This window comes from Actinacidiphila yeochonensis CN732, from assembly GCF_000745345.1.
Lineage (GTDB): Bacteria > Actinomycetota > Actinomycetes > Streptomycetales > Streptomycetaceae > Actinacidiphila > Actinacidiphila yeochonensis.
Window position 1 is genome coordinate 440211 of the sequence record NZ_JQNR01000004.1, and the last position, 25786, is coordinate 465996.

The 25786-nt window shown below is 76.2% G+C and carries 19 protein-coding genes and 2 pseudogenes; 17 read left to right on the forward strand and 4 right to left on the reverse strand.

What is annotated here, in order from left to right; genetic code table 11:
• The first annotated feature begins 13 nt into the window (after positions 1-13).
• The 8 genes from BS72_RS08640 to BS72_RS08670 all read left to right on the forward strand — a co-directional run bounded on the left by BS72_RS08640 (position 14) and on the right by BS72_RS08670 (position 13279).
• The gene (locus tag BS72_RS08640) at positions 14-2086 is read left to right on the forward strand and encodes a TOMM precursor leader peptide-binding protein (RefSeq protein WP_232792286.1); all 2073 of its coding nucleotides are present in this window, start codon (positions 14-16) and stop codon (positions 2084-2086) included.
• Between the two features lie 176 nt (positions 2087-2262).
• Positions 2263-3864 carry a nitroreductase family protein gene (locus tag BS72_RS08645; protein ID WP_037908435.1) on the forward strand — a complete coding sequence of 534 codons (1602 nt, stop codon included), beginning with the start codon at positions 2263-2265 and terminating at the stop codon, positions 3862-3864.
• A gap of 564 nt (positions 3865-4428) precedes the next feature.
• Entirely contained in the window at positions 4429-4782 is a 354-nt protein-coding gene (locus tag BS72_RS39145) for a lantibiotic dehydratase (protein ID WP_265736789.1), read from the forward strand.
• Complete coding sequence (locus BS72_RS08650) at positions 4722-6851, forward strand: lantibiotic dehydratase (RefSeq protein WP_063836006.1); 2130 nt, start codon at positions 4722-4724, stop codon at positions 6849-6851. Before BS72_RS39145 ends, BS72_RS08650 begins: the two co-directional genes overlap by 61 nt.
• Positions 6848-7987: a lantibiotic dehydratase C-terminal domain-containing protein gene (locus BS72_RS08655; RefSeq protein ID WP_063836007.1), complete on the forward strand. Its 1140-nt coding sequence runs from the start codon at positions 6848-6850 to the stop codon at positions 7985-7987. The genes BS72_RS08650 and BS72_RS08655 overlap by 4 nt, the downstream gene beginning before the upstream one ends.
• A 1511-nt stretch (positions 7988-9498) precedes the next feature.
• Positions 9499-10446 carry an ABC transporter ATP-binding protein gene (locus tag BS72_RS08660; RefSeq protein WP_037909621.1) on the forward strand — a complete coding sequence of 316 codons (948 nt, stop codon included), beginning with the start codon at positions 9499-9501 and terminating at the stop codon, positions 10444-10446.
• A complete protein-coding gene (locus BS72_RS08665) occupies positions 10443-11309 on the forward strand; it encodes an ABC transporter permease (protein ID WP_078901162.1) in 867 nt (288 codons plus the stop codon). The genes BS72_RS08660 and BS72_RS08665 overlap by 4 nt, the downstream gene beginning before the upstream one ends.
• Positions 11306-13279, forward strand: a complete 1974-nt coding sequence (locus BS72_RS08670; RefSeq protein WP_078901163.1) for a TOMM precursor leader peptide-binding protein — start codon at positions 11306-11308, stop codon at positions 13277-13279. Before BS72_RS08665 ends, BS72_RS08670 begins: the two co-directional genes overlap by 4 nt.
• Before the next feature lie 98 nt (positions 13280-13377).
• Here BS72_RS08670 and BS72_RS08675 read toward each other — a convergent pair whose 3' ends face one another.
• Complete coding sequence (locus BS72_RS08675; RefSeq protein WP_037909628.1) at positions 13378-13566, reverse strand: thiazolylpeptide-type bacteriocin; 189 nt, start codon at positions 13564-13566, stop codon at positions 13378-13380.
• 265 nt (positions 13567-13831) lie between these two features.
• On the opposite strand from BS72_RS08675, the gene BS72_RS08680 reads away from it, so the two are divergent.
• From BS72_RS08680 to BS72_RS08710, 7 genes and pseudogenes are all read left to right on the forward strand, one after another.
• Positions 13832-15151 (forward strand): amidohydrolase, encoded by a 1320-nt coding sequence (locus BS72_RS08680; protein WP_078901164.1) that lies wholly within the window; start codon positions 13832-13834, stop codon positions 15149-15151.
• 130 nt (positions 15152-15281) lie between these two features.
• Positions 15282-15974, forward strand: coding sequence for a nucleotidyltransferase domain-containing protein (locus BS72_RS08685; RefSeq protein WP_037908438.1), 693 nt, complete (start codon positions 15282-15284; stop codon positions 15972-15974).
• Between the two features lie 126 nt (positions 15975-16100).
• Positions 16101-16244 (forward strand): annotated as a pseudogene (locus BS72_RS37960) (helix-turn-helix domain-containing protein); the annotation flags it as partial.
• 122 nt (positions 16245-16366) lie between these two features.
• The gene (locus BS72_RS08695; RefSeq protein ID WP_037909633.1) at positions 16367-16870 is read left to right on the forward strand and encodes a 2-oxo-4-hydroxy-4-carboxy-5-ureidoimidazoline decarboxylase; all 504 of its coding nucleotides are present in this window, start codon (positions 16367-16369) and stop codon (positions 16868-16870) included.
• Positions 16867-17250 (forward strand): hydroxyisourate hydrolase, encoded by a 384-nt coding sequence (gene uraH, locus BS72_RS08700; RefSeq protein ID WP_037908441.1) that lies wholly within the window; start codon positions 16867-16869, stop codon positions 17248-17250. Before BS72_RS08695 ends, uraH begins: the two co-directional genes overlap by 4 nt.
• Positions 17251-17253: 3 nt before the next feature.
• Positions 17254-18152 (forward strand): annotated as a pseudogene (pucL, locus tag BS72_RS08705) (factor-independent urate hydroxylase).
• Positions 18153-18223: 71 nt separating this feature from the next.
• Entirely contained in the window at positions 18224-19690 is a 1467-nt protein-coding gene (locus BS72_RS08710) for an 8-oxoguanine deaminase (RefSeq protein WP_078901166.1), read from the forward strand.
• 65 nt (positions 19691-19755) lie between these two features.
• On the opposite strand, the gene BS72_RS08715 is transcribed toward BS72_RS08710, so the two are convergent.
• The 3 genes from BS72_RS08715 to BS72_RS08725 form a co-directional block, all read right to left on the reverse strand.
• The gene (locus BS72_RS08715; RefSeq protein ID WP_037908443.1) at positions 19756-20244 is read right to left on the reverse strand and encodes a GNAT family N-acetyltransferase; all 489 of its coding nucleotides are present in this window, start codon (positions 20242-20244) and stop codon (positions 19756-19758) included.
• A 9-nt stretch (positions 20245-20253) separates the two neighbouring features.
• Entirely contained in the window at positions 20254-21873 is a 1620-nt protein-coding gene (gene aceB / locus BS72_RS08720; RefSeq protein ID WP_037908444.1) for a malate synthase A, read from the reverse strand.
• Between the two features lie 312 nt (positions 21874-22185).
• Complete coding sequence (locus BS72_RS08725; RefSeq protein WP_051950838.1) at positions 22186-22899, reverse strand: nucleotidyltransferase family protein; 714 nt, start codon at positions 22897-22899, stop codon at positions 22186-22188.
• 120 nt (positions 22900-23019) lie between these two features.
• Between BS72_RS08725 and BS72_RS36385 the strand changes: the two genes are divergently transcribed.
• Together BS72_RS36385 and BS72_RS08735 are read left to right on the forward strand one after the other, a co-directional pair.
• The gene (locus BS72_RS36385) at positions 23020-25191 is read left to right on the forward strand and encodes a serine/threonine protein kinase (protein ID WP_037908446.1); all 2172 of its coding nucleotides are present in this window, start codon (positions 23020-23022) and stop codon (positions 25189-25191) included.
• Between the two features lie 63 nt (positions 25192-25254).
• The gene (locus BS72_RS08735; protein WP_322942165.1) at positions 25255-25668 is read left to right on the forward strand and encodes a DUF5955 family protein; all 414 of its coding nucleotides are present in this window, start codon (positions 25255-25257) and stop codon (positions 25666-25668) included.
• The last annotated feature ends 118 nt before the right edge of the window (positions 25669-25786 follow it).

The window sequence follows — 25786 nt, forward strand, 5'->3', positions numbered from 1 at the left end:
CCCGGGGAACCCGGTGAGCCCGGGGGCATCGGAGACCTCTGCACCGTCCGCCCCCGCCCGCGGGACCGGGCGGGAGGACGCGCACCCGCTGGGGGAGCCGGGGCCGGCGGCCGAGCTGGCCGGGGCGCTGGCCGCCGCGCTGGCGGGGCTCGGCCTGGCTCCGGTCCGGGTGGCCGCGCTCGGCGTGCGCGACGAACTCGCGTCCGGGGAAGCCGAGGTGGCGGCACGTCCCGCACCGGCCGTCGTGCACGTCCACGGCCACCACGCGCTGGTCGGACCGTTCACCCCCGAGGGCGGTCCCGGATGCGCCTGCTGCCTTGCCCGCAGGTGGCAGGCCGTACGGGGGCGCAGCCTGCGCGACGCCCTCGAACTCGGCGGCGGCACCCGCCCGGCCGGGCCCAGCCCCTGGGGCCAGCCCTTCGCCGCGACCGCCGTGGCCGCACTGCTCGCGACGCGCCGGGTCGCCCCGACCCCTCCGGCCGGCCCGGACCAACCGGACCACCCGGACCACCCGGTCCGCCCTGCGCCGCGACCGACCGCGTCCGGCGACCGGAGGTCCACCGCGCCCGCGCCGTCCTTCCCGTACGCCTTCCTCGTCGACCTGGAGTCGCTGCGCACCACCCGCTTCGCGCTGGTCCCCGACGCCGAGTGCCCGGTCTGCGGGCAGCCGGCGCCCGACACCGCCGAGGGCGCCGCCGTACGGCTCGACAGCACACCGAAGCGGTCGCGCACCGAATTCCGGGCCCGTCCGGCCGACGCGTACGACGTGCCCATGGAGGCGTACGTCAACCCGGCCGCGGGGATGCTCGGGCCGTCGGCGGTGCCGGACCTGGTCTCGGCGTCGACGTCGTCCACCGTCGGGTCGTTCCTGCTGCGCTCGGGGGACTACCTCCGGGAGTGCTTCTGGGGCGGGCACACCCCGAGCTACCGCTCCAGCGTGCGGGTGGGGCTGCTGGAAGGGCTGGAGCGGGCGGCCGGGATGCGGCCACGCGGGCGCCGTACCCGGGTCACCGCCTCGTACGAGGACCTGGTCGCGCGCGGCGAGGCGGCGCTCGACCCGCGCGACTGCGGCCTGTACGACGACGCGTTCCACCGCGCGGTGCCCGAGGTGCGGCCGTTCGACCCGGCGCGGCCGATCCCGTGGGTGTGGGGATGGTCGCTGCGCGACCGGCGCCCGCTGCTGGTGCCCGAGGTCACCGCGTACTACCACGCTCCCGGCGGGGTGGCCGGCCGCTTCGTCCAGGAGAGTTCCAACGGCCGTGCCTCCGGCGGCAGTCTGACGGAGGCGGTGTACTTCGGGCTGATGGAGGTGGTGGAGCGCGACGCGTTCCTGCTCGCCTGGTACGGCCGCGCGCCGCTGGTGGAGGTGGACGGCTCGGCCAGCGCCGACCCGCGGACCCGGGCGATGATCGACCGGCTGGCGATGTACGGCTACCGGGCCCGCTTCTTCGACACCCGCCTCACCCTGCCGGTGCCGGTGGTCACCGCCGTCGCCGAACGGGTCGACGGCGGTATGGGACGGCTCTGCTTCGGCGCCGGCGCCGGTCTCGACCCGGAGGCAGCGCTCGCCGCCGGGTTGTGCGAGATCGCCACCGACGCCGTCAACCTGCGGAGCCGGACGCTGCGGGAGGAGGCTCGACTGCGGTCCATGGAGGCCGACTTCCGCCGGGTCGAGGTGCTGCACGACCATCCGCTGCTCTACGGGCTGCCGGAGATGGCACGGCACGCCGACTTCCTGCTCGCGCCGGGCGGTCCACGGCGGCCCGCGGTCACTCCGGCGGCGCTGGCCCGGGACACGATCGCCCCCTGCGGCGATCTGCGCGAGGACGTCGAGCAGGTGGTGGCCGCCGTGGCCCGGGAGGGCTTCGACGTCATCGCCGTCGACCAGACCATGCCCGAGCAGCGGCGGCTCGGGTTCCACACCGCCGCGGTGATCGTGCCGGGCCTGGTGCCGATCGACTTCGGATGGAGCCGCCAACGCGCGCCCCGCATGCCCCGGATGAGGACGGCGCTCCGCGACGCCGGTCTGGTCGCCGTCCCGTTGGCACCCGTCGACCTCAACCCGGCCCCGCATCCGTTCCCTTGACGCCCGAACCCGACCCGTCCGTGTCCACCCGGCCCGTCCGCCCCGCCCGTCCAGGCCGCCCGTCCACCCGGCCCGTCCGGCTGACCCCGTCCGTCCGACCCCGTCCCGTCCGAAGCCCGCCGAACCGAACCGGCCCGCTCGCCCGAAGGGCCCGCACCCGAGAGGAAGGACCACCCGTGGGATTCGCCCATGAGTACACGACCGCCATCGTCCGGCGGGGCCGGTACCCCATGGAGCCCGCCGACTGGGTGCCGGACTGGGCCGACCGGCCGCGCAAGGGGAAGCACTTCCCGGCCGCCGACTCCTACCCGCTGCCCGCCGGACCGGTGCCACCGGCCGGGGCCACGGTGGAGCGCGGGCTGTACGGGCCGCGCGGCACCGGCGCCTTCACGCTGCCGCTGCTGGCCGGGATGCTCCAGGACTCCTACGGCCTGGTCGGCCGCCGGCTCGGCGTGCAGGCCAACTCCGACCTGGGCACGCTGCCGATGTACACGCAGGCCAACTGGTCGCGCGGCTCGGCCTCCGGAGGCGGCCTCTACCCGGTCGGCGTGCACTGGGTGAGCGGACCGGGCGGCCCCCTCACCCCCGGCGTCCACTACTATGACACCCGCCACCACGCCCTGCGCCGGCTGCTGACCGGCGACGTCACCCCGCAGGTGCGCGCCGCCGTGGGTGAACCGGCGGACGGCTACCGCCAGTTCCTCGTGCTCACCGTGCGGTTCTGGCAGAACGCCTTCAAGTACAACAGCTTCTGCTACCACGTCGTCACCATGGACACCGGCGCGCTGCTCGCCACCTGGCGGCTCTGGGCACGCGCCCACGGCCTGGACATCGCCCCCGCCCTGTGGTTCGACGAGCCGCGACTGGGCACGCTGCTCGGCCTCGACCCCGAGGAGGAAGGCGTCTTCGCGGTCGTCCCGCTGCGATGGTCAGGTGACACATCGTCACATTGCCCTGACATGGAAGGCGTTCGACCGGTTGGTGAGCCCGCGGTGCGTCACCGGGACGACGAGCGCTCGCGCCGGCTGACCGTCTTCGAGACGGTCACCCGAATGCACGCGGCCACCCTCGACGGAGCCGCGGCCCGGCCCGGCCCGGCGGCACTCACCCCCGCGCTCGCGGAGGCCGTGCCCGAGGACGGCGAACGGTACGCCCTTCCGGCGCCGCGCCCTCTCGTCGGCGGGGTCCGGCAGGCACTCCGCGGCCGCCGCAGCAGCTTCGGCCGCTTCCAGGCCGCCCAGCCGCTGTCGCAGGCCGACCTGTCCACGCTGCTCGCCGCCGCCTCCAGGGCCGGACGTCTCGGCAGCGACGCCGAACCATCCGACAACGACGAGCCGTTGACGCGGCTGTACGTCTTCGTCAACCACGTCGCGGGCCTTCCGCCCGGGGCCTACCTCCACGACCGCGCCGACGGCGCGCTGCGGTTGCTGAAGGCCGGCCCACCCGGCGACTTCCTCCAGCGCAACTACTTCCTGGCCAACTACAACCTGGAGCAGGCCGGTGCGGTGGTGGTGCCCGCCGCCCGCACCCGCGCCGTCCTGGACGCCGTCGGCGACCGCGGCTACCGGCTGGTGAACGCGCTGGTGGGCGGCGTCTCCCAGGCCTTCTACACCGCTGCCTCCGCCGCCGGGATCGCCTGCGGAGTGGCCCTCGGCTTCGACGCGATCTCCTTCACCGAGGAGCTCGGGCTGGACCGGACCGGTGAAGTGCCGCTGCTCATCATGCCGGCCGGCCACGAACGCCCCGGCCAGGCCGACTTCCGCCACGAGATCGCCTGAGCGGGGACACCGTGACCGAGACGACCACCGACCACACCGCCGCCGCGACGCCCGACCCGGCGCGGCTCTCCCCCGGCCCCGGCACGTCCGAGCGGGCATCAGGGCCTGAGAGCCACCCGCCGGGGAACGCGCTGCATCGGCGCTTCGTGCTGCGCGTGGCGTCGCTCCCCGTCGAGGCCGTGCACGGGCTGCGCGACCCCGAGGCGTCCGGCTGGGCCGAGTCGACGCTGGACGCGGCGGAGCGCGTGGCCGCGGTCGCCGAGCGACTCGCCGAGCCGCTGACCGCGCTCGTCACCGCCACCGGCGAGGACCGGGCGCGCCGGGCCGTGCTGGCGGTGCGCCGCGAGGTCTTCAACGGCCGGATGCCGGGCGACGCCGAGGCCGTGCGCGCCCTCGCCCGCACCACCGGCGGAGCCGCCGGGGAGCTGCTGGAACGCTGGCTGGACGCTCGGCTGGAGCTGGCCGCGGCCGAGGCGGCCGGGGAGGGGTCGTCGCCCGGGGCTGGCCGCCGCGCGGGGCCGGCTGAGGGAACTGGCGCGCGAGGACCGGCTGCGGCTGGGCCTGTTGCTCGCCTCGCCCACGCTCGACGGTCAACTGGACGCCTACATCTCGGACGCGGCGCCCGTACCGGACAAGAGGGGGCGCAAGAAGGAGCGCTCGCTGCTGTCGTACCTGTACCGGACGGCGTGCAAGACCAGCCCGTTCAGCACGTTCACCGCTGTGGCGACGGGGGAGTTCCGCCCCGCCCCCGCCCCCGCCCCGCCCCGCCCCGGCCCCGCCCCGGCCCCGACCCGGACCCGGCACCGGCCCTCGACCCGGCACCGGCCTCCGGCCAGGACCCTGACCCGGACCGGGACGTGCCCGTCGGCGGGAGCGGTTCCGCGCTGGGGGAGGAGCGGAGCAGCCACCCCCGGCTGAACGTCGTGGTGCTGGCCCGTCTCGCCGAGCTGATCGCGGCCGACCCCGCGCGCCGGGCCGATCTGCCCGTCACCCTCTCGGCCGGGTGGGACCTGGACGACGACCGGCTGCGGTTCGTCCGCCGCTCGGTGACCGCGGGCGACGACACCGCCGCCGTCAGCTTCGACGCCGCCCACGACCGGCTGTTCTTCCTGCGCCGCAAGGGCGTCCTGGATCGGATGATCGGCCTCTTCGCGGACGGCGCCGCGCCGCGCGGCCGCGAGCTGGAGGCGTGGCTGGCGGCCGAGACGGGCGCGCCGCCCGAGGAGGCCGCCCGCTACCTGGCGACCCTGCTCGACCTGGGCGTCCTCCAGACCGCCGGCCTGCACACCGATGTGCACGCGCCCGACCCGCTGCGCTCCTTCCAGGCCGCCCTGCGCTCCCTGGACCGCCCGTGGGCCGGACAGGCCGCCGCCGCGCTGGACGCGGTGGGCGGCTGCGTCGGCCGGTACGCCGCCGCCGGGCTGCACGAACGCCGCGGCCTGCTGCGGGAGTTGCGCGCCGCGCTGGACGCGGTGCGGGCGGGCCTCGGTGCCGGGCGGGTGACGCTGCCGCAGACCCTGCTCTACGAGGACGTCAGCGCAGGCCCGGTCACCGCCGACCCGCGGCGGTGGACCGGCCTGGCGGCGGAGCCGCTGGACTCCCTCACGCGGATACTGCCCGCGTTCGACGTGTCGCTGCCGCAGCGGCTCACCCTCAAGGGCTTCTTCCTCGCCCGCTACGGGCGCGGCGGGCGGTGCGAGGACGTGCTGCGGCTGGTGCACGACTTCCACGAGGACATCTTCAGCCAGTACCTCCAGTTCACCTCGGCCAAGTCCCCCTACGCGGAGGACGGTTCGTACGTCCCGGAGGAGAACTGGCTCGGCATGCCGGAGGTGGCCGCGCTGGACCGGGGCCGGGCCGAACTCGGCCGCAGGATGCGCCGGTTGTGGGCTGAGCACCCGGCCGGCGCTGCGGAGCTGCGGCTCGACGAGGACACGGTCGACGCCGTGGCAGCCGAACTCGCACCGCTGCGACCGTCGTTCGCCCCGCACAGCCACTTCCTGCAACTGGCCGAACGCCCCGGCGACCCGCTGGTGGTGCTCAACAACTCCTACGGCGGGCTGGCCTTCCCCTTCACCCGCTTCACCCACTGCTTCGACCCGGCCCCGGACCCGTCGGCGCCGGCCGCTCCCGACGGGTCCGCCGCCCCCGGTCTGACGGCGGAGCTGCGCGGGCGGCTGCGCGGCTGGCAGCCGCCGGGGGCGGTCTTCGCCGAGGTCACCGCCGGGGCGGCCACCACCAACCTCAACCTGCACGGGCGGCTGACCGACCACGAGATCGTCTGCCCCGGTGAGACCAGCACCGCCCCGCCCGAGGCCCGTATCGACCTCGGCGACCTCTACGCCGAGCACGACGAGGCCCAGGACCGGCTGCTCCTGCGCTCCCGGCGGCTGCGCCGCGAGGTGGTGCCCCTCTACCTCGGCTACCTGGTGCCGATGGTGCTGCCGGAGGTGCCGCGCACCCTGCTGCTCTTCTCGCCGACCTCCCGGGCCCGGCCCGACCTGTGGCGGGGGGTGCCCGAGAGCCCGGCCGTGGACGGTGTCACCACACGCCCCCGGGTCCGCTACCGCAGCCTGGTGCTGCACCGCCAGGGCTGGAGCGCGCGGCCGGGTGCCCTGCCGGTGCGGGCGAAGGGGCAGGGCGACGCCGCGTACTTCCTGGACTGGCGGCGGTGGCGGCGGCGGCACGGGCTGCCCGGCCAGGTGTTCGCCACCGTGCGGGCGGAGGGCGCGGCGCAGGGGCCGTTCGGCGGCGGGGCCAAGCCCGCGTACGTCGACTTCGACAGCCCCCTGTCGCTGCTCGCCCTGGAGGCGCTCACCGGCGGCGGGAGCGCCCGCACGGACTTCGAGGAGATGCTCCCGGCCGCCGGGGAACTGCACCTGGGCTCCGCCCGGGGCCGGCACGTCGCCGAACTGGCCGTGGAGATCGTCCCCCGTGCGGCCGCACCCCGCACCCCGCGACCCGGAAGGCAGGACCCGCGCCCATGACCGCCGACGACACCACCCCCGGGCCCACCGTGGGCCGCGCCCCCGCCGCAGGCCCCGAGGGTCGCGCCGAGTGGCAGGCGTACCACGTCTTCTACGCCGCGAGCACCCGGCCGTTCCTGCTCCAGTGCGTCCGTCCGCTGGTGGCCGAACTCGACCGCGACGGGCTGCTGTCGGGCTGGTTCTTCATCAACTACTGGCTGGAGGGCCCGCACATCCGGCTGCGGCTGCGGCCGACCCGCCCGGAGGCCGCCGACGAGGTCGCCGCGCGTGCCCAGGACGCCGTCCGGGACTTCCTCGCCCGGCGGCCGGCGCTGTACGAGGTGAAGGACGGCTTCCTCGCCGAGCTGTACAACACCCTCTTCGAGCTGGAGTACCCCGGCGGCGAGCGCGACCGCTGGACGGACGCCGCCGGGCGGATGCGGCTGCGCCCCAACAACTCCTTCAGCCCGGAGCCCTACGAGCCGGAGTACGGCAAGTACGGCGGCCCGGCCGGGGTCGAGCTGGCGGAGTGGCACTTCCAGCGCTCCAGCGAGCTCGTGGTGGACGCGGCGGCGAGCGTGAACCTGCACGTGCGCACCGTTCTGCTGGGGACGGCGGCACAGCTGATGATGACCATGTCCGGCTGCCTGCTGCCCGACCGGGAGGTGCTGCTGGAGTTCCTCGACCGCTACCACGCCTTCTGGAACTCCGCCTTCTCCGGGACCAACTACACGGCCAGCGAGGGCTACGACCGCGCCTACGGCACGATGGACGCCGCACTGGCCCGCCGCTTCCAGGAGATCCGCCGCACCCTGGCCGAACCCGCGCCGGAACGGCTTCCCGGGTTCCTGCGCGGCTGGGCCGAGCACTGCCTGGAACTCGGCGACAGGGCCGCCGCGTTGGCCCGCGACGGCGACCTCGTCTTCCGCTCCTGGGACGGCACCCGCGATCTGCGCGTCACCGAGCCCGGGCAGGCGCTGCCGATGCTGGCCTCGCCCTACATGCACATGACGAACAACCGGCTGTCGGTCAGCGTGCGCGACGAGGCGTACCTGTCGTACGTGCTCGGCCGGGCCCTACGGCAGGCCGAGTCCGGCCTCACCGTCGAGCCCGGCTCCACCGCCGAGCCCGAGCCCGAGCCCTCGGCGGCGCCGTGACGACCGCCGGCCGGGCCGAGCTGCTCGCGCTGCGCCCCGCGGTGCGGTCCGAGGTGCGGGTCGGGCCGCCGCTCAGCCGCGGCCCACGCACCGTGCACCTCGTCAAGGACCCTGTGAGCGGTCGCCGTTGGGAGGTTGGGCCGAAGGAGGAGTTCGTCATCGCGCGGCTGGACGGCAGTCGTCCGCTCGCCGACATCGGCGCGGAGTACGCCGCCGCCTTCGGTGCCCGCCTCGGTGAGGAGCAGTGGACGCGGCTGCTGCGGCTGCTGGGTGGGCGCGGCCTGCTCGCCGGCGGGCCGCCGCATCGCCCAGCGGCGGCGGAGGCGCCGTCCGGGGCTCACCCGAGGGGGAGTTGGGCCGGTGGCCGGACCCGGTTGGTGGCCGACGCGGAAGCGGCGGTCGAACGGCTCTACCGGGCAACCGGGTTCGCCCGCAACAGGATCGCCCTCGCCGTGCTGGGGGCCCTGTGCACGGCCCTGCTGGTGGCGGAGGGCCTGCGGTACGGCGCGCTGGCCGACGCCACCGGGCGCCTCTTCCACCAGCCGGTCGCCCTGGTCGGGGCGGGCTGCGTGCTGTGGCTGAGCCTGGCGGTCCACGAGCTCGCCCACGGCCTCGTGGCGCGCGCGTACGGCCTGCGCGTCGCCGAGATCGGACTGCGCAGGGTGGCCGGCTTCATGACGTACCTGTACTGCGAGGTGGAGGACGTGTGGTTCCTCGGCCGCCGGGGCCCGCAGGTGGCCGTCGCGTGCGCCGGGGCCGCGGCCAACCTCGTGTTCCTGCTGCCCTGGTGGGCGGTGTGGGCGCTGCTGCCCGACCACGCGCAGGCGGTGCCCTTCGTCGGCGGACTGCTGCTGCTCGGCACGGCGACGGGCCTGCTCAACCTCGTGCCGCTGCCGCCCCTCGACGGGTACAAGGCTCTCGGCTACGCGTTCGGCACGCTGCGACTGGCCGCGGAGAGCCGGACCTACGCCCGGCTGGCGCTCGCCGCCGCGGCGCGGCGGCCCGGCGCCCGGGAGCGGGTCGCCGCCTACCCCGGACGGCTGCGGCGCGTCCACGCCGGGTACGCCGCGCTGTGCGCGGTGCTGGCCGCGGGGGTGCTGGCTGCCGGGTGCCTGCTGTGCGGGGCGGTGCTGCCGCACCGCTGGCCCGGCTGGACGGCCTGCCTGCCGCTGGCCGTGGCCGCGATGGCCGTGCCGCTGCGTGCGCTGGGCGTGCGGGCCGCCGCCCGCCGGGCCGCTCCGGCGACACGGTCCGCGCGGCCGTCCCCGGGGGGAGCCGTCGGCGCCGCACCCGCGGTGTCCGGGGCCGTGTCCGCCGCCCCGGCCGGGCCCAGGTCGGAACAGACCTCGTCCGGGCAGCCACCGTCCGTGCCGGCACCGTCCGGGTCCGCGCCTCGGCAGGCCGTCCCCGGGCCACCGGCCGCCGGCCGCTCCGTACCAGCCGCCGTACCGTCGGTGCCGCGCGACCAGCCGGCGTCCGACACCGTCCAGCCGCCCCGGGAGAAGAACGTGATGGAGCAGACCGACCGCAGGGACGGACCCCGGGGGCCCGCCGCGCCGGCCGTGGCGGTAGAGGGCGTGAGCAAGAGCTACGGCGCCCAACGAGCCCTGGACGACGTTTCGTTCACTGTCCGTCCGGGCGAGTTCTTCGGCATCCTCGGGCCCAACGGCGCGGGCAAGACCACGCTGGTGGAGATCGTCGAGGGGCTGCGGGAGCCGGACGCCGGCACCGTCGAGGTGCTCGGACAGCGGCCGTGGCCGCGCAACACCGCGCTGCTGCGCCGGATCGGCGTCCAGACGCAGTCCTCGGCCTTCTTCACCCGTCTCACCGCCGCCGAACACCTCGCCACCGTCGCCGCGTTGCAGGGCCTGGACCGCGACGCCGCCCACCGTGCCCTGGAGTCGGTCGGGTTGGCGGGCAAGGCCCGTACCCGGGTGGACGACCTCTCCGGCGGGCAGCGGCAGCGGCTCGCGCTGGCCACCGCCCTGGTGCACGACCCGGAGCTGATCTTCCTGGACGAACCGACCGCCGCCCTCGACCCGGAGGCCCGGCGCTCGCTGTGGGAGCTGCTGCGCGCCCTGCGGGCACAGGGCCGCACCATCGTCTACACCACCCACCACCTCGACGAGGCCGAGGCGTTGTGCGACCGGGTGGCCATCGTGGCCGGCGGCCGGATCGTCGCGCTGGACACGCCGGGCGCGCTGGTGCGCTCCCTCGCCGCGCCCGCCCGGCTCCTGGTGCCCGCCGACCGGATCACCGCCGATCAGGCGCGCGGTATCGAGGGCGTGGACCGGGTGCTGGTCGAGGGCGGCGAGGTCGTCATCGAGACCCGCGCCGCGAGCCGGGTGCTGGTCGCGGTCGGCGCCCTCGTCGACCTGGACACCGTGCGGACCAGGACCGCGACCCTGGAGGACGCCTACCTGCGGCTCACCGCGGCCGGAACGGAGCAGCACCGATGACCACCGCCTCCACCCCGAAGCGGCCGACCCCGCCCGTCGCCAGCCCCGCGAACGGGACCACCGGCGGCGGGAGTCCACCGGCCGGCCGGTCGGACCGCGGCGCGCGCCGGCCGTCCGCCTACGCGGCGCTGACCCGCGCCGCCTACCTCGCCGCCGTCCGCGACCGCACCACCGTCTTCTTCACCTTCGCCTTCCCGCTGGTCTTCCTCCTGGTCTTCGGCCTGCTCTTCCGGGGCCAGCGGGTCGACGGCGACCTGCCGTACATCAACTACACGGCGCCCGGCGTACTGGCGTGGGGGGTGGGCAACGCGGCGCTGTTCGGGCCCGCGTTCGCGCTGATGCACTGGCGGCGCGACGACATCCTGCGGCTGGTGTGGCGCACGCCCACGCCGCTGCCGACCGTCCTGGCGTCGCGGTTCGCCGTCGCCGTCGGGGTGGGCCTGTGCCAGGCGGTGCTGTTCACGGCGGTGGCGGTGCTCCCCGGGTTCGGGCTGCGGCTGCCCGCCGACGCGGCGCTCGCGCTGCCGCTGCTGGTGCTCGGCGTCGCCGCGTTCCTCGCGCTCGGCCTGGTCGTCGGCAGCCTCGCCGACACGCCCGAGGCGGTCGCGGCCATCGCCAACTTCGTGATGGTGCCGATGGCGTTCCTGTCCGGCGCGTTCTACCCGGCGGCCCTGCTGCCGGGCTGGATCAGGACGCTGTCCTGGGCGCTGCCGCTGCGCTACCTCGACGACGGCCTGACCAGCGTGCTGGCCGGCCGCGCCGCCGCCGGGCCGCTGGCGCTGGACTGCGCCGGGCTGGTCGGCTTCACCCTCCTGTTCGGGCTGGTCGCGGCCCGCGTCTTCCGCTGGAGCAACCGGACATGACCCCGACCGCCGCCCCCGCGCCGCCCCGGTCCGCCGGGTACGGCGCCATCGCCCCCGGCCTGGACGCCGCCGCCCGCGCCCTGGCCGACCGCCTCGCCGTCCGGGCCGCGGCGGCCGGCCGCCCCGCGCCGGCCGTGGCCGCCCTGGGCGCCCGCGACCTGCTCGGCCCGGACGCCGAACCCGAGGCGGCGGCCGCCCGCCGCGCGGCCGCCCGCGTCCACCTCGCCGCCGACGCCGTCCTCGTCGGCCCCTGGGGCGGGGACGGCGCCGCCTGCGGCTGCTGCCTGGCCGTGCGCTGGCAGCGGCTGCGCACGCGGACCGAACGTGAGGCACTGGAGACGGGCACCGACACCGTACCGGCGGGGAGCTGGCCGACCCCGGCCGACTGGACCGCCGACGCGGTGTGGGCACTGCTCGACTGGACCACCGGCGGCCCGCAGCCGCCCCGGCCCGACGGCGCCGCCCGTGTCACCCGGCTCGACCTGGAGACGGGCCGCACCGCCACGGTGCCGCTGCTGCCCGAGCCGCTCTGCCCGCGCCACGAGCCACCACGCGTCGGAGCCGAACCGTACGACGCCTGCGCCGTGTTGGGCGCGGTGCCCCGGCCCACCCCGGCTCCCGGGCGGTACCGGCTGCGCGGCCCGGCCTCGTACCGGCTGCCGGCCGACGCGCTGGCCAACCCGGTGTGCGGGGTGCTGGGCGCCGGCACCTGGCTCGACGTGACGTCCCCGACCACCGCGCCGGTAGCCGGCAGCGTCTTCATGCGCGGCTACGCCGGCCTCACCGACGTCACCTGGAGCGGACAGGCCAACTCCTTCGCCGCCAGCCGCGACCTCGCGTTCCTCGAAGGGCTCGAACGGTACGCGGGCACCCACCGCCGCTCCCGTACCGGCCTGACGACCGCCTCGTACGAGGAGCTGGTCGCGCGCGGCGAACCCGCCCTGGACCCGCGTACGTGCGGCCTGTACGGCGAGCAGACCTACCGCGAGGACCCGATGGTCTCGCCCTTCGACCCGGCCCGGCCGCTGCCCTGGGTGCGCGGTCACTCCCTGCGCGAGGGCCGGCCGGTGCTGGTCCCGGCCCGGCTCGTCCACTACGGCGCCGGCACCCCGGCCGACGACTTCGTCTTCGAGTGCTCCAACGGCTGCGCGATCGGCAGCTGCCCGGAGGAGGCGGTGCTCTTCGGGCTGCTGGAACTCGTCGAACGCGACGCCTTCCTGCTCGGCTGGTACGGCGACGCGCCGCTGCCCGCCATCGACCTCGCCTCCTGCGGCAGCCCGGAGCTGCGCGCGATGACCGACCGCGCCGCGCTGTGCGGGTACGACGTGCACGTCTTCGACAACCGCGTCGACCTGCCGGTCCCCGTGGCCACCGGCCTGGCGGTCCGCCGCGACGGCGGTCCGGGCACCTTCGCGTTCGCCGCCGGCGCCGCGCTGGACCCGATGGCGGCCGTGGAGTCCGCCGTCGCCGAGATCCTCACCTACCTGCCGCACCTGCCCCGCCAGGTCGCCGAACGACCAGAGGAACTCGAAGCCATGGCGGAGGACTTCAGTCTGGTACGCCGACTGCCGGACCACGCCGCCCTGTTCGGGCTGCCGCGGATGCGCGAGCACCTCGGCGGCTACCTGGCGCCCCCGGCGGTACGGACGTTCGCGGAGACCTACGCGGGCTGGGCGGACCGCCGCCCGCCCGGCACCGACCTGCGCGAGGCCCTGGCCTGGCTCACCGGTGAGCTGGCCGCCGCCGGGCACGACGTCATAGCGGTCGACCAGACCACCCCGGAGCAGCGGAGGCTGGGGCTGAGCACGGTGTGCACCATCGTGCCCGGCCTGCTGCCGATCGACTTCGGCTGGGCCCGGCAGCGCGCCCTGACCATGCCCCGGCTGCGCACGGCCCAGCGCCGCGCCGGGATGCGCCCCGACGACCTGCCCGACGCCGCCGTGCGCGCCGTCCCGCACCCCTTCCCGTGAGAGGCCGGTGCCCCGGCCCCCGGCGTGGCGGAGTCGTGGGTACGCGCGAGAGCCCGCGCCCGGGGGCCGCCCGGGCGCGGGCTCGGCGCCTGACCGGATCAGGCGGTGCAGCTGGTGGTGCTCGTGGTACTGGAGCAGGTGCTGGTGCTGGAGCAGCTGGTGGACGAGCCCAGCATGACCTCGCTGGCGTCCGAGTAGTCGGTGATCTCGAAGGTCTCGGACTCCAGCTCCAGGATCTCCTGGGCGAGGGAGGCGAGCGGCGCGTCCAGCTTGGAGATGTCGGCCATGATGGCGACCCCCTTCTCTTCGGTGGGCACGGCCGGTGGGAGGCCGTGCCCACCGTTCTACGCGCGTCCGCTGGCGAATCCGCTGTCGTCTCGCTGGCACCTCGCTGGCATGTCCCTGGCACCCCGCTGGCGCGGCCCGACCGCCGTCCCGACGGGCCCGGCCCGACAGGCCCGTGCCGCACCGCCCGAGCATCCCACCCCGGCGCCCCGGCCGCGCCCGCCCCACCTCGTCGGCGCCCCGCGCCGGGGAAGGACCAGGCACCCGATGAGTGACGCCGATGCCCCCGCACGGTCCGGGCCCGGGAACCGTGCCGCGGAAGCGGGGACCGCCGACGCCGTCCAGGGCGTGCTGCCCGACGTCGCGGCCCTCTACGCGGACCTGCACCGCCACCCCGAACTCTCCGGTGCCGAGGAGCGCACCGCCGGACGGTTCGCCGACTGGCTGGAGCGCGACGGCTACGAGGTGACGCGGCGGGTCGGCGGCCACGGCGTGGTCGGCGTGCTGCGCAACGGCCCCGGACCGGTGGTGCTGGCGCGGGCCGAACTCGACGCGCTGCCGCTGGCCGAGGAGACGGGCCTGCCGTACACCAGCACCGTCACCGGCCCGCGCCCCGCCGCCCACGCCTGCGGCCACGACGCGCACCTCGCCTGCGCGGCCGGCGCGGCCCGGCTGCTGGCGCGGGCCGCGGGCCGCTGGCGCGGCACTCTGGTGGTGGTCGGCCAGCCGGCGGAGGAGACCCTCAGCGGCGCCGCCGCGATGCTCGCCGACGGGCTCTACGAGCGCTTCCCCGCGCCGTCCGTGGTGCTCGCCCAGCACACCGCGCCGCTGCCCGCGGGCATGGTCGCCCACGCCGACGGCCCGGCACTGGCGGCCGGCGCCACCCTGGAGGTCGTGCTGCACGGGCGCGGCGGCCACGCCTCCGCCCCGCAGTTCGCCGTGGACCCGGTGGTGGCCGCCGCGGCGCTGGTACTGCGGCTCCAGACGGTGGTCTCCCGCGAGGCGGCCCCGGGCGAGCCGCTGGTGCTCACCGTCGGCTCACTGCACGCCGGGGGCGGCGCCGCCAACGTCATCCCGGACCAGGCGGTCCTGGAGGTCACCGCGCGCGCCCTGTCCCCGGGGGCGCTCGACCGGGCGCTGACCGCCGTGCGGCGGATCGCCCGCGCCGAGGCCGACGCGGCGGGCGCGCCCCGCCCGCCCGAGGTCCGCGAGCTGGCCCGCTCCGGGGTGACGGTGAGCGACCCGACCGCGGCCGGCCCGGTGCGCCGCGCCCACGTGGCGGCCTTCGGCGCCGCCCGGGTGGCCCCCTGGCAGGCGTCGATGTCCACCGAGGACTTCCCGCTGCTCGGGCCGGCCGGGCACCGGCTGCACGGCGTGGCCGGTATCCGGCCCGTCCACTGGATGCTCGGCTGCGTGGGCCCGCGCGACTGGGCGGCGGCCGGGAGCACCGCGGCCGAACGGATGGCCGCCGTGCCCGGCAACCACTCCCCGCGGTTCCGGCCGCACGCGCGGCTGACCCTCACCACGGGCGTACGGGCGCTCTCCGTCGCGGTGTCGGCGCATCTCCACCGCGTGGAAGGGCGTTGACGACGGCAGCGGGGGCTTCGAGGCCGGCCCGCGCGGACCGACGAGGAGAAAGTCGGTGGCCTGCGGTGACCCGGCCGGGGCACGATGCCCGGACCGCTTCCGCAACCGCGCCTCGGGGAGGACGTCCCGCATGGGCACCCCGCACACCCTGCTGTCCGGCATCGTCGGCTCGACCGCCTACGGCCTCGCCCGCGAGGGCTCCGACATCGACCGGCTCGGCGTGTTCGCCGTCCCCACGGAGGAACTGCACGGCCTGCGCCGCCCGGCCGAGACCCACGTCACCCGTGCTCCGGACAGCACCTTGCACGAGGCGGCCAAGTGGTGCCGGCTCGCCCTCGCCGGCAACCCGACCGTCCTCGAACTCGTGTGGCTGCCGGACCGCCTGTACGAGACACGCACCCCGCTGGGCGACGAACTGATCGGCATCCGGACCGCGTTCGTGAGCGGCGAGCGGGTCCGCAGGGCGTATCTCGGCTATGCCACCCAGCAGTTCAAGCGGCTGTACGACCGGGGCGACGGGACGTTCTCGGTGGACGCCCGCCACCGCACCGCGAAGCACGCCCGGCACCTGCGCCGGCTGTGCCACCAGGGCTACACGCTCTACACCACGGGCCGGCTGGAGATCGAGGTCGACGACCCGCAGGCGTACTTCGACTTCGGCGAGCGGGTCGCCCGGGACGCCATGGCGGCGCTGCCGATGCTCGACGACTACCAGGACCGCTTCGACCGCACCGCGAGCGCGCTCCCGGACGAGCCCGACGAGGCGCCCGTCGAGGCGTGGCTGCGCCGGGTCCGGAGGCACTTCTACGGCGCGGGGGCGTGAGGGGCGGAGCCGCGGGGCCGGGTCGGCCGGGCGATCGGTCAGGTTCGCGTGTCGGCGCGGCCGGAGGGCGCGGCATGGCGCGGCAGGGCCGGGGCCGGGCGCGCGCGGGGGACCCCGTCCGCGGTGCGGGGCGTGGTGCGGCTGCTGGAGGAGCGCGGGGCGTCCGCGACGCGGCACGGCGTGGAGACCGTCGCGTCCGCGCTCGGCGTGAGCCGCTTCACCGTCCACACCTGCCTCAACAGGGGAGAACGCCGTCCGCGACGGCGGTGAGCGCCTGGGTACGCCCGGGACAGCCCCGCGCCGTTCCGGCCGGCGCCGCCACGGGTGACACCCCGCCGGTTTCCCCAACGAACTGTTGACGCCCGCTCCGCGCGGATCGTAGCGTGCGGGAGGTGACGTCCAGCACTCCGCCGGGCCTGCTCCGGCTCAACGCCGCCGTACGGCCGGAGGCCGAACGTCTGCTGCGCGAGGTCTGCGGCAGCGGCTCCTGGACCGCGGCCGTCGGCGGCGGGCGCCCCTACGCCGGCCTCGACGACCTCCTCGCCGCCAGTGACGCCGCGACGGCCGCGCTGACCCCGGCCGAACTGGACGAGGCGATGGGCGCCCACCCGCCGATCGGCCGCCCCGCGCCGGGCGACCCGGTGTCGGCCCGCGAGCAGGGCGGTGTCCGCGACGCGGAACGGGCGGAGCTGCTGCGGCTGAACCTCGCCTACCAGGAGGCCCACGGCCACACCTTCCTGATCTGCGCCACCGGCCGGACCGGCGCCGAGATACTGGCCGCGCTCCGCGAGCGGCTCGGCGCCGACCCGGCGGCCGAACGGGGGACGGTCCGCCGCGAACTGGGGATGATCAACCGCGTCCGGCTCACCCGGCTCGCCCAGGAGGACCCCGCATGAGCCCCGCCCGCCCCGCCGCCACGGTGTCCACGCACGTGCTGGACACCAGCGCCGGCCGCCCCGCCGCCGGCATCGCCGTCGAGGTGTCCGTACGGCCCGGCGCGGACGCGCCGTGGACCGCGCACGCCGCCTCCGCCACCGACGCCGACGGCCGCTGCCGGGACCTGCCCGCGCTGCCCGAGGACACCGCCCACGTCCGACTGCGGTTCGGCGTCGAGCCGTACCTCGTCCGGACCCGCCGCACCGACCCGGCGGACGGCGGCGGCGCGGCCGCGTTCTTCCCCGAGGTGGCCGTCGTCGCGGCCGTCACCACCGGTGAGCACCACCATCTGCCGCTGCTGCTCAGCCCGTTCGGCTACTCCGTCTACCGAGGGAGCTGACCCATGACCGCGACTCCGCCGGTGTCCAGCGCACGGCTCGGCCAGAACCAGTACGGCAAGGCGGAGACCCGGGTGGTCCGGGTGGTCCGCGAGGGCGCCGTGCACCACCTCACCGACCTCAACGTGTCCGTGGCGCTGTCGGGCGCCATGGACGAGGCGCACCTGTCCGGCTCCAACGCCGGCCTGCTCACCACCGACGCCGTCAAGAACACCGTCTACGCCTTCGCGCGCAGCCACGGCGTGGCCTCCCCGGAGGCGTTCGGCATCCACCTGGCCCGGCACTTCACCACCGGCCGGCCGTCGATCCACCGGGCCCGCGTCCGGATCGAGAGCTACGGCTGGCGGCGGATCACCGAACCCGCCACCGGCCACTCCTTCGTCCGCGACGGGCAGGAGGTCCGTACCGCCGAGGTCGGGTACGACGGCGCCGCGTGGCAGGTGCTGGGCGGGCTGACCGGGCTGACCGTGCTCAACTCGACGGACTCCGAGTTCCGGGGCTTCGCCAAGGACGAGTACACCACCCTCGCCGAGACCGCCGACCGCGTGCTGGCCACCGACGTCAACGCCCGCTGGCGGTACGGCTGGAACGGCTCCGGCGACGCCCCGACTGGCAGGCCCTCTACCCGGCGGTGCGCTCCCGGCTGCTCGCCGCGTTCGCCGGCACCTACTCGTACAGCCTCCAGCAGACCCTGTACGCGATGGGGTCGCGGGTGGTGGACGAGGTCCCGGAGGTGGCGGAGGTGCGGCTGTCGCTGCCGAACAAGCACCACTTCCTGGTGGACCTCGCACCCTTCGGCCTGGAGAACGACAACGAGGTCTACTTCGCCGCCGACCGCCCCTACGGCCTGATCGAGGGCACGGTGCTGCGCGAGGGCGCCACCGCCGCGATACCCGCGGACTGAACCCGCGGAACCGGCCCGCCGAGCGGACCGAAGCCATGGACCGACCCCACGGACCGAAGGAGCCGCGCCCGATGAGCAACGGCAGCACCGGCCCGAACCAGGCCGCACCCGGCCCGCACCACGACCCCGACGCGAACCCCGACCCGGCCGCGGGCGGGTCCGGCGCGACGGTCGAGCGGACCGTCATCGAGAACTGCGCCATCGCGACCGTCGACGCCGCCGGCACCGAGTACGCCACCGGCCACGTGGTTGTGGCCGGGCAGGTGATCGAGGCGGTCGGTGCCGGGCCCGCCCCGGCCGGACTGCGGAACGTCGTCCGCCGTGTCGACGCCGCCGGCCACCTCGCCACGCCCGGCCTGGTCAACACCCACCACCACTTCTACCAGTGGATCACCCGCGGCCTGGCGCAGAACAGCGGCCTCTTCGACTGGCTGGTCGAGCTGTACCCGGTGTGGGCGCGGATCGACGAGCCGATGGTGCACGCCGCCGCGTCCGGCTCGCTGGCGATGATGGCCCGCGGCGGGGTGACCACGGCGATGGACCACCACTACGTCTTCCCGCGCGGAGCCGGCGACCTGCTCGGCGCCGAGATCCGGGCCGCCGCCGAGCTCGGCGTCCGCTTCACCGCCGCCCGCGGCTCGATGGACCGCGGCCGCTCCGAGGGCGGGCTGCCGCCGGACTTCGCGGTGGAGAGCACCGAAGAGGCCCTGCGCGCGACGGAGTCGGCGATCGACACCCACCACGACGCGTCGTTCGGGTCGATGCTGCACATCGCCGCGGCGCCCTGCTCACCGTTCTCGGTCTCCACCGAACTCCTGCGGGAGGCAGCGGTGCTGGCCCGGCGCAAGGGTGTGCGGCTGCACACCCACGGCAGCGAGACGGTGGAGGAGGAGAAGTTCTGCCGGGAGCTGTTCGGGATGGGCCCCACCGCCTACTTCGAGACCACCGGCTGGCTCGGCGAGGACGTGTGGATGGCGCACTGCGTGCACATGGACGACGCCGACATCGCCGCCTTCGCCCGCACCGGCACCGGCGTGGCCCACTGCCCCTCGTCCAACGCCCGGCTGGCCGCGGGGATCGCGCGGGTGCCGGACATGCTGGCCGCCGGGGTGCCCGTGGGGCTCGGCGTCGACGGCACCGCGTCCAACGAGGCCGGCGAGCTCCACACCGAGCTGCGCAACGCCCTGCTCGTCAACCGGTTGCGCGGCGGCCCGGCGGCCCTCGACGCCCGGCAGGCGCTGCGGCTGGCCACCCTCGGCGGCGCCCGGGTGCTCGGCCGGGCCGCCGAGACCGGCTCGCTGGAGCCCGGCAAGCTCGCCGACCTCGTGCTGTGGAAGCTGGACGGGCTCGGCCACGCCTCGATCGCCGACCCGGTGGCCGCGCTGGTCCTCGGCCCGGCCGCTCCGGTGACGCTCTCCCTCGTCGGCGGCCGTCCGGTCGTCGAGAGCGGCCGGCTCACCGGCGTCGACGAGGACGCCGTCGCCCGCGCCACCCGCGAGCAGGCCCGCCGGCTGGCCCGCATCGCCGGAATCGACTGACGGAGCGTCATTTGTCGGGCACGTGCGGGTGGTTCGCGCTCGAAGTGGTCGCCGCTGTCGGCCGGCTACAACGGGCGGTGCATGATGTGCAGGCCCACGTAGCCGTGCCGGGGGTGGCGGAACCCCTCGGGGACGGTGCCGAGGACGCGGAAGCCCAGCGACTCGTAGAGCCGCACGGCGGGTGTGTTCGTCTCCACCACCGCGTTGAACTGCATGGCGCGGAAGCCCTGTTCGGCGGCCCAGCGCAAAGCCTCCACGCACAAGGCGCGTCCCGCGCCGCGGCCGGCGTGTGCGGGGTCGACCATGAAGCTGGCGCTGGAGACGTGCGCGGCGTTGCCCATCTGGTTGGGGTTCATCTTCGCCGTGCCCACGACCGCGCCCGTCTCGTCGACGGCCACCACCGTGCGGCCGGGCGGCGCGAGCATCCAGAAGCTCTCGCCCTGCCGCTCGGTGATGTCCACGGGGTAGCCGAACGTCTCGCCCCCGGCGCAGATCGCGCGCAGGAAGGGCCAGATCAGCGGCCAGTCGCCGGCCACCGCGTCACGTACCAGCATGGCGGCCGCTCAACCCTCCAACTGGTCGTAGGCGGGAAGGGTGAGGAAGTCGACGTACCGCGGGTCCAGCGCCGTGCGCACCAGCAGGTCGTGGGCCCGCGCCCAGGTGCCGGCGGCGAACGCGTCCTCGCCCACCTCGGTCCGGATCGCGACGAGTTCGTCCGCCGCGACCTGCCGCACCAGCTCCGGCGTCACCTTCTCGCCGTCCTCGAAGACGACGCCGGCGTTGGTCCACTGCCACAGCTGCGACCGGGAGATCTCCGCCGTGGCCGCGTCCTCCATCAGGTTGAAGATGGCGACCGCGCCGCTCCCGCCCAGCCACGCGGCGATGTAGCGGATGCCCACCTGCACGGCGTTGCGCAGGCCCGCCGGGGTCGGGCGGGCGTCGAGCGAGGCGATGTCGATCAGCTCCGCCCCGGTGACGTGGACGTCCTCGCGCAGCCGCTCCTTCTGGTGCGGGCGTTCCCCCAGCACCGCGTCGAAGCTGGCCCGCGCCACCGGCACCAGGTCCGGGTGGGCGACCCAGGAGCCGTCGAAGCCGTCCGCCGCCTCGCGGTCCTTGTCGGCCCGGACCTTCGCCAGCGCCACCTCGTTGACCCGCGGGTCGCGCCGGGACGGGATGAACGCCGCCATGCCGCCGATCGCGTGGGCACCGCGCCGGTGGCAGGTGCGCACGAGCAGTTCGGTGTAGGCGCGCATGAACGGGGCGGTCATCGTGACCGCGTTGCGGTCCGGCAGCACGAACCGCTCGCCCGCGTCGCGGAAGTTCTTCACGATCGAGAACAGGTAGTCCCAGCGGCCCGCGTTCAGCCCGGCGGCGTGGTCGCGCAACTCGTAGAGGATCTCGTCCATCTCGAAGGCGGCGGTGATCGTCTCGATGAGCACGGTGGCGCGCACGGTGCCGTAGGGGATGCCCGCGTAGTCCTGGGCGAAGGTGAACACGTCGTTCCACAGCCGCGCTTCGAGGTGCGACTCGGTCTTCGGCAGGTAGAAGTAGGGGCCCAGGCCGCGCTCCAGCAGGCGGCCCGCGTTGTGGAGGAAGTAGAGCCCGAAGTCCACCAGCGCGCCCGGTACCGGCTCGCCGTCGACGGTCAGGTGCCGCTCGTCCAGGTGCCAGCCGCGCGGACGTACGACCACGGTGGCCAGCTCGGCGTCCGGGCGCAGCGCGTAGCTCCTGCCCTCCGGGGTGGTGAAGTCGATCCGCCGCTCGTAGGCGTCGATCAGGTTCACCTGCCCGGTGACGACGTTGTGCCAGGTGGGGGAGGAGGCGTCCTCGAAGTCCGCGAGCCAGATCCGGGCGCCGGAGTTGAGCGCGTTGACCGTCATCCTGCGGTCGGTGGGACCGGTGATCTCCACCCGGCGGTCCTGGAGCGCGGCCGGGGCGGCGGCCACCCGCCAGTCGCCCTCGCGGACGTGCGCCGTCTCCGGCAGGAAGTCCAGTGTGGCGGTGCGGGCGATCTCCTCGCGGCGCCGGCCCCTGGCCGCCAGCAGCTCGTTCCGGCGCGGGGTGAACCGCCGGTGCAACTCGCCCAGGAAGGCCAGCGCCCGCGGGGTCAGCACCTCCTCGGAGCGGGGCACGGCGGCGGCCGCGTCGGTCACGACGGCCGGGGACGCCTCGTCTGCTGCCATGCGGTCACTCCTCGCGAGGGCCCGGTGCGGGCGCGGTGGTGCGGAAACCGGGCGCGACGGCGGGAACCGGGCCGCGACGCACACCGGGGGCGGCGGACGGCGGCTCGGCCACCGGACAGGGACACGCCGTACGGGTAGGGCGGGCGGACGGGACGGGCCGCCGGAATCGACGGGTGGACGGTGCCGACGGGCCGGCGGTGTCAACGGGCCGGCGGGACAGCCGTGGTGCCGCCCACCGGTGGCGGCGCCGTTCGGCGTCCGGCACCCCCGTTGCTTCTGCACTGCGGACTATATTTTTCGCACTGCGGAATTTCAACGATCCGCGGTCGTCGGCCCGCTACCGGGGCCGCCCCTCGCTTCGGGGCCGAGGAGGAGGGACAGGTCGTCCGGGGTGTCGACATCCGCCGGGTCGGCGACGTCGGCGCACTCCACCACGGCCGTCCGCGCGGCGTGCTCCAGCAGGTAGCCGCGCGCGCCGCGGTCGCCCGTCGCGCCGGCCGCGACGGCACCCCAGCGCGCGGCGCCGAAGAGCACCGGGTGGCCCCGCCGTCCCCCGTACGAGGCGGCGACCAGCCCCGACGCCAGGTCCCCGCCGGCCCGTGCCGCGGCCACCACCCGGGCCACCGCCTCCGCCGTCACCCCGGGCTGGTCCACCAGTGCCACCACGACGGCCTCGGCCACCGGACCTTCCGCCGGCTCCAGCGCGGCCAGTCCGGCCCGCAGCGAGGTCGACATCCCCTCGGCCCAGCGGGGGTTGTCCACCAGGACGCAGCCGGGAAGGACGGCCCGCGCCCGCACCAGGCCGGCCGCCGCGCCCAGCACCACGTACACCCGCGCGCATCCACCGGCCCGCAGTACCCGCGCCGCGTGCTCCACCAGCGGCCTGCCCCGGAAGTCCAGCAACGCCTTCGGTCGGCCGCCGAGCCGCCGCCCGCCGCCGGCCGCCAGCAGCAGCCCCGCCACCTCGCCCCGCGTACCCGTGCCGTCCGTACCGCCCGTGCCGCCCGCGGCGTCCGTGTCGTCCATGGCCCCTTCGTACCGCGCGCGCCACGGCGGGGGAACAGCCGGAGGGCGGCGCGGCGCGGTCCGGTATCGTCGCACCGTGGCCAGCGGAGGGATGGACTGCCAGGTGAGGAGCGGGGACTGATGGCCGCAGCGCACGCCGGGCCGGTCTTCTTCCGGGGGCCGCTCTTCGGACCGGTCGCCGAGTGCGACCCGGCCGTCGTCGCCGGACACCGTGTCACCGCGCGCCTGGGGTCGGGCCCTCGCCACGTCACCTTCCTGGCCTACACGCCCGGTGGGCAGCCCGTGGCGCTCACCGTCCACACCCCCGGGCCGGACGCCGGACCTGACTTCGCCGCCCGCTTCCACCACGCCGCCCAGGCCGCCGGGCAGGTGTGCGAACCCCACGCGGTGCCGGTCCTCGGCAGCGGCAGGGAGGGTGACCGCTACTGGACGGCCACCCCGTACGTGCCCGCGCTTCCGCTTCGGGCGGCGGTGGCGGGCGGCGGGCCGCTGCCCACCGGGGTGGTGCTGCGGCTGGTCGCCGGGCTCGCCCAGGCGCTCCAGGCCGTGCACCACGCCGGCGGCGTGCACGGCGGGCTGCGACCGGCACACGTGCTGCTCGCGCAGGACGGACCGCGGCTCAAGGCGCACGGCCTGGCGTGGCTGACCGAGGCGGCGCCGGGGACGGGGGTGGTGGCCGAAGGGGCCTCCGTCGCCGAACACGGCGACGGCGACTTCACGTTGGAGGCACCGGTCGGGAAGGGAGGCCGCCAGGGCGGCGCACGGCCCGGCGCGACAGCGTCCGGCCAGGCCGTTCCCAACTCCGGCGTGGGTGGGCCGGGTTCGCGCCTGTCAGTCAACGGCGCCGGTGCGCAGCCGAGTTCTGGCCCCAGCCCGAGTTCTGGCCTGGATTCGGGTTCCGGCTCGGGTTCCGGCTCGGGTTCCGGCGCGGGGGAGGGTCCGGGCTGGGTGGAGGGATCTGGCGAATGCCGCTGTGAGGCCGTCGCGTTCCGGTCCCCGGAACAGGCGGCGGGGCGTCCGGCCACCCCGGCCACGGACGTCTTCGCGCTGGGCCAGATAGCCGCTTACGCCTCGATCGGCCGAGCGCCCTTCGGTGACGGCTCACGGGTCCAGCAGGCCGAGCCCGACCTGAACGAACTCCCGGGCGAGCTGCGGGAGATCGTCACCCGATGCCTGATCAAGGACCCGGGGCTGCGGCCGTCGACCGCCCAGATCCTCACGATGTGCGGCCAGGCGGCGCCCAAGTCCGCGCCGTCCTCCTGGCTGCCGCCGGCGCTGATGACCGCGGTCCTCGCCACCATCCCGCCGCCCGCCTCGCTCCCGGGCACGCCCGCACCCGCCGGGGCCGCACCGGCGCCGCCCGCGGCCCCGCTGCTCCCGGTCGCGCCGGGCGGTCCGGGCCCGCATCAGGCGCCCGGCAACCCGGCACTCGGAAACCCGGCGCCCGGCGTGCCCGGACAGCCTCCCGGTGGCTTCCTGCGGCACCCCCAGCAGTGGCCGCGCGCGCCCTACGTGCACGTCCCGCTGCCGCTGCCCAGGCGGCGGCGGAGCGCGGCCGGCGTGGTGGCGGTGGTCGCGCTGGCCGCGGTGACCGTCACGGCCGCGGTGGTGTTCGGCCGCGGCGGCGACGACACGTCGCCGGTGGCCGGGGTGCCCACACCCCCCGGCAGTACGCCCACCGGCGGCACGCCCGGCGGGAGCGGCGCCGCGCCCTCGCGGAACGACAGCGCGGCCTACGCCGGGATGCGGCTGCCCGCAGGGGACGCGCTGGCTCTCGGCACCTCACCGCCGACCCTGCGGTCCGGTACCTACAACGGCGACTTCGGGCTCACCCCGGACGGCAGCGCGTTCGCCGTGGACGACCGGCACGCCCTGGTGCTGGTCGGCACCCGCCCGGTCGGCACCCCCGACAGCCGGGCCGCGTGCCAGGCCGCGCAGGCGCAGCGGGTGCTGCGGATACCCGGCACGGTCCTCGCCGAGGGGTCGCGGGTCTGCGTGCTGAGCTCGGACGGTACCCTCACCGCCATGGTGACGATCCGTCAGCTATCATCTGTGCAGGGTGGCACGCCGACGGCCGTGCTGGATCTGACGGTGTGGCAGACGGAGTCGACACCCGCGCCCTCCCCTGGTGGCAGCGGTCCGCCCGCGGAAGGGCAGGGAGCCGAAGACCCGGTGGGCAGTGGTCGGGAGTCGGGGAGTCCCGGTGGCGGGTCCGTGACGGGGAGGAGTGTGGATTTCCCCGCCAATTCAGCGGACCGGCTGGCGCGGACGCCGCGCCTTGGCGTTGACTGACCTTCCCCGGGGCGGACTTGACCGAGTCGCCGTAGGGCAAGGCAGAGCAGGGATGGGAAGTACGTGGGGGAGTCGTACGTGCTCGATGGTGAGCGCAGCGGAACGTCCGGTGCGGGCGGACCGGCGCAGGAGCTGCGCGAGGCGGTGCAGCGGCTCGGCCGCGCCCTGCTCGTGCACCCGCCGGGCCAGCCGGACCGCGCGGTGGCCGAGGACGCGCTGGCGGCCCTGGCCCGCGAGGCCGAGGCGGAGGCCGCCGGGAGGCCGCTGAGCCCGGCGGACAGGGCGGCCGGGGTGGATGGGACGGACGGGGTGCATGGCGTGGACGCCGAACGGATGCACCATCTCCTCCTGCTGGTGGCCGCGGCCGTCGGGTCGATCAGCGCGCTCGCCGAGCCGCTGGAACGGCTGCGGCGGGCCGTGGAGCGGCTGGCCCCGCCGAGGGTGCTGGACCCGCTGCCCGGACCGGCCTCCCGCTGAGCCTCGCCGGCCGGCCCCCTCCACCGCCGGAGCCCCGACCCGCACCGGGCCGGGGCGCCGCCCATGGGCGGCCGGACAGCCGGACGGTCCGGACCCGTGTGCCCGGACCGCCTGGCCT

What these genes read in the sequence shown, in the direction of transcription:
- BS72_RS08655 (WP_063836007.1), top strand. Translation starts at nt 6,848, where the DNA reads ATGACCGCCGACGACACCACCCCCGGGCCCACCGTGGGCCGCGCCCCC.
- BS72_RS08660 (WP_037909621.1), top strand. Translation starts at nt 9,499, where the DNA reads ATGGAGCAGACCGACCGCAGGGACGGACCCCGGGGGCCCGCCGCGCCG.
- BS72_RS08665 (WP_078901162.1), top strand. Translation starts at nt 10,443, where the DNA reads ATGACCACCGCCTCCACCCCGAAGCGGCCGACCCCGCCCGTCGCCAGC.
- BS72_RS08670 (WP_078901163.1), top strand. Translation starts at nt 11,306, where the DNA reads ATGACCCCGACCGCCGCCCCCGCGCCGCCCCGGTCCGCCGGGTACGGC.
- BS72_RS08675 (WP_037909628.1), bottom strand. Translation starts at nt 13,566, where the DNA reads ATGGCCGACATCTCCAAGCTGGACGCGCCGCTCGCCTCCCTCGCCCAG.
- BS72_RS08680 (WP_078901164.1), top strand. Translation starts at nt 13,832, where the DNA reads ATGAGTGACGCCGATGCCCCCGCACGGTCCGGGCCCGGGAACCGTGCC.
- BS72_RS08685 (WP_037908438.1), top strand. Translation starts at nt 15,282, where the DNA reads ATGGGCACCCCGCACACCCTGCTGTCCGGCATCGTCGGCTCGACCGCC.
- uraH (WP_037908441.1), top strand. Translation starts at nt 16,867, where the DNA reads ATGAGCCCCGCCCGCCCCGCCGCCACGGTGTCCACGCACGTGCTGGAC.
- BS72_RS08710 (WP_078901166.1), top strand. Translation starts at nt 18,224, where the DNA reads ATGAGCAACGGCAGCACCGGCCCGAACCAGGCCGCACCCGGCCCGCAC.
- BS72_RS08715 (WP_037908443.1), bottom strand. Translation starts at nt 20,244, where the DNA reads ATGCTGGTACGTGACGCGGTGGCCGGCGACTGGCCGCTGATCTGGCCC.
- aceB (WP_037908444.1), bottom strand. Translation starts at nt 21,873, where the DNA reads ATGGCAGCAGACGAGGCGTCCCCGGCCGTCGTGACCGACGCGGCCGCC.
- BS72_RS08725 (WP_051950838.1), bottom strand. Translation starts at nt 22,899, where the DNA reads ATGGACGACACGGACGCCGCGGGCGGCACGGGCGGTACGGACGGCACG.
- BS72_RS36385 (WP_037908446.1), top strand. Translation starts at nt 23,020, where the DNA reads ATGGCCGCAGCGCACGCCGGGCCGGTCTTCTTCCGGGGGCCGCTCTTC.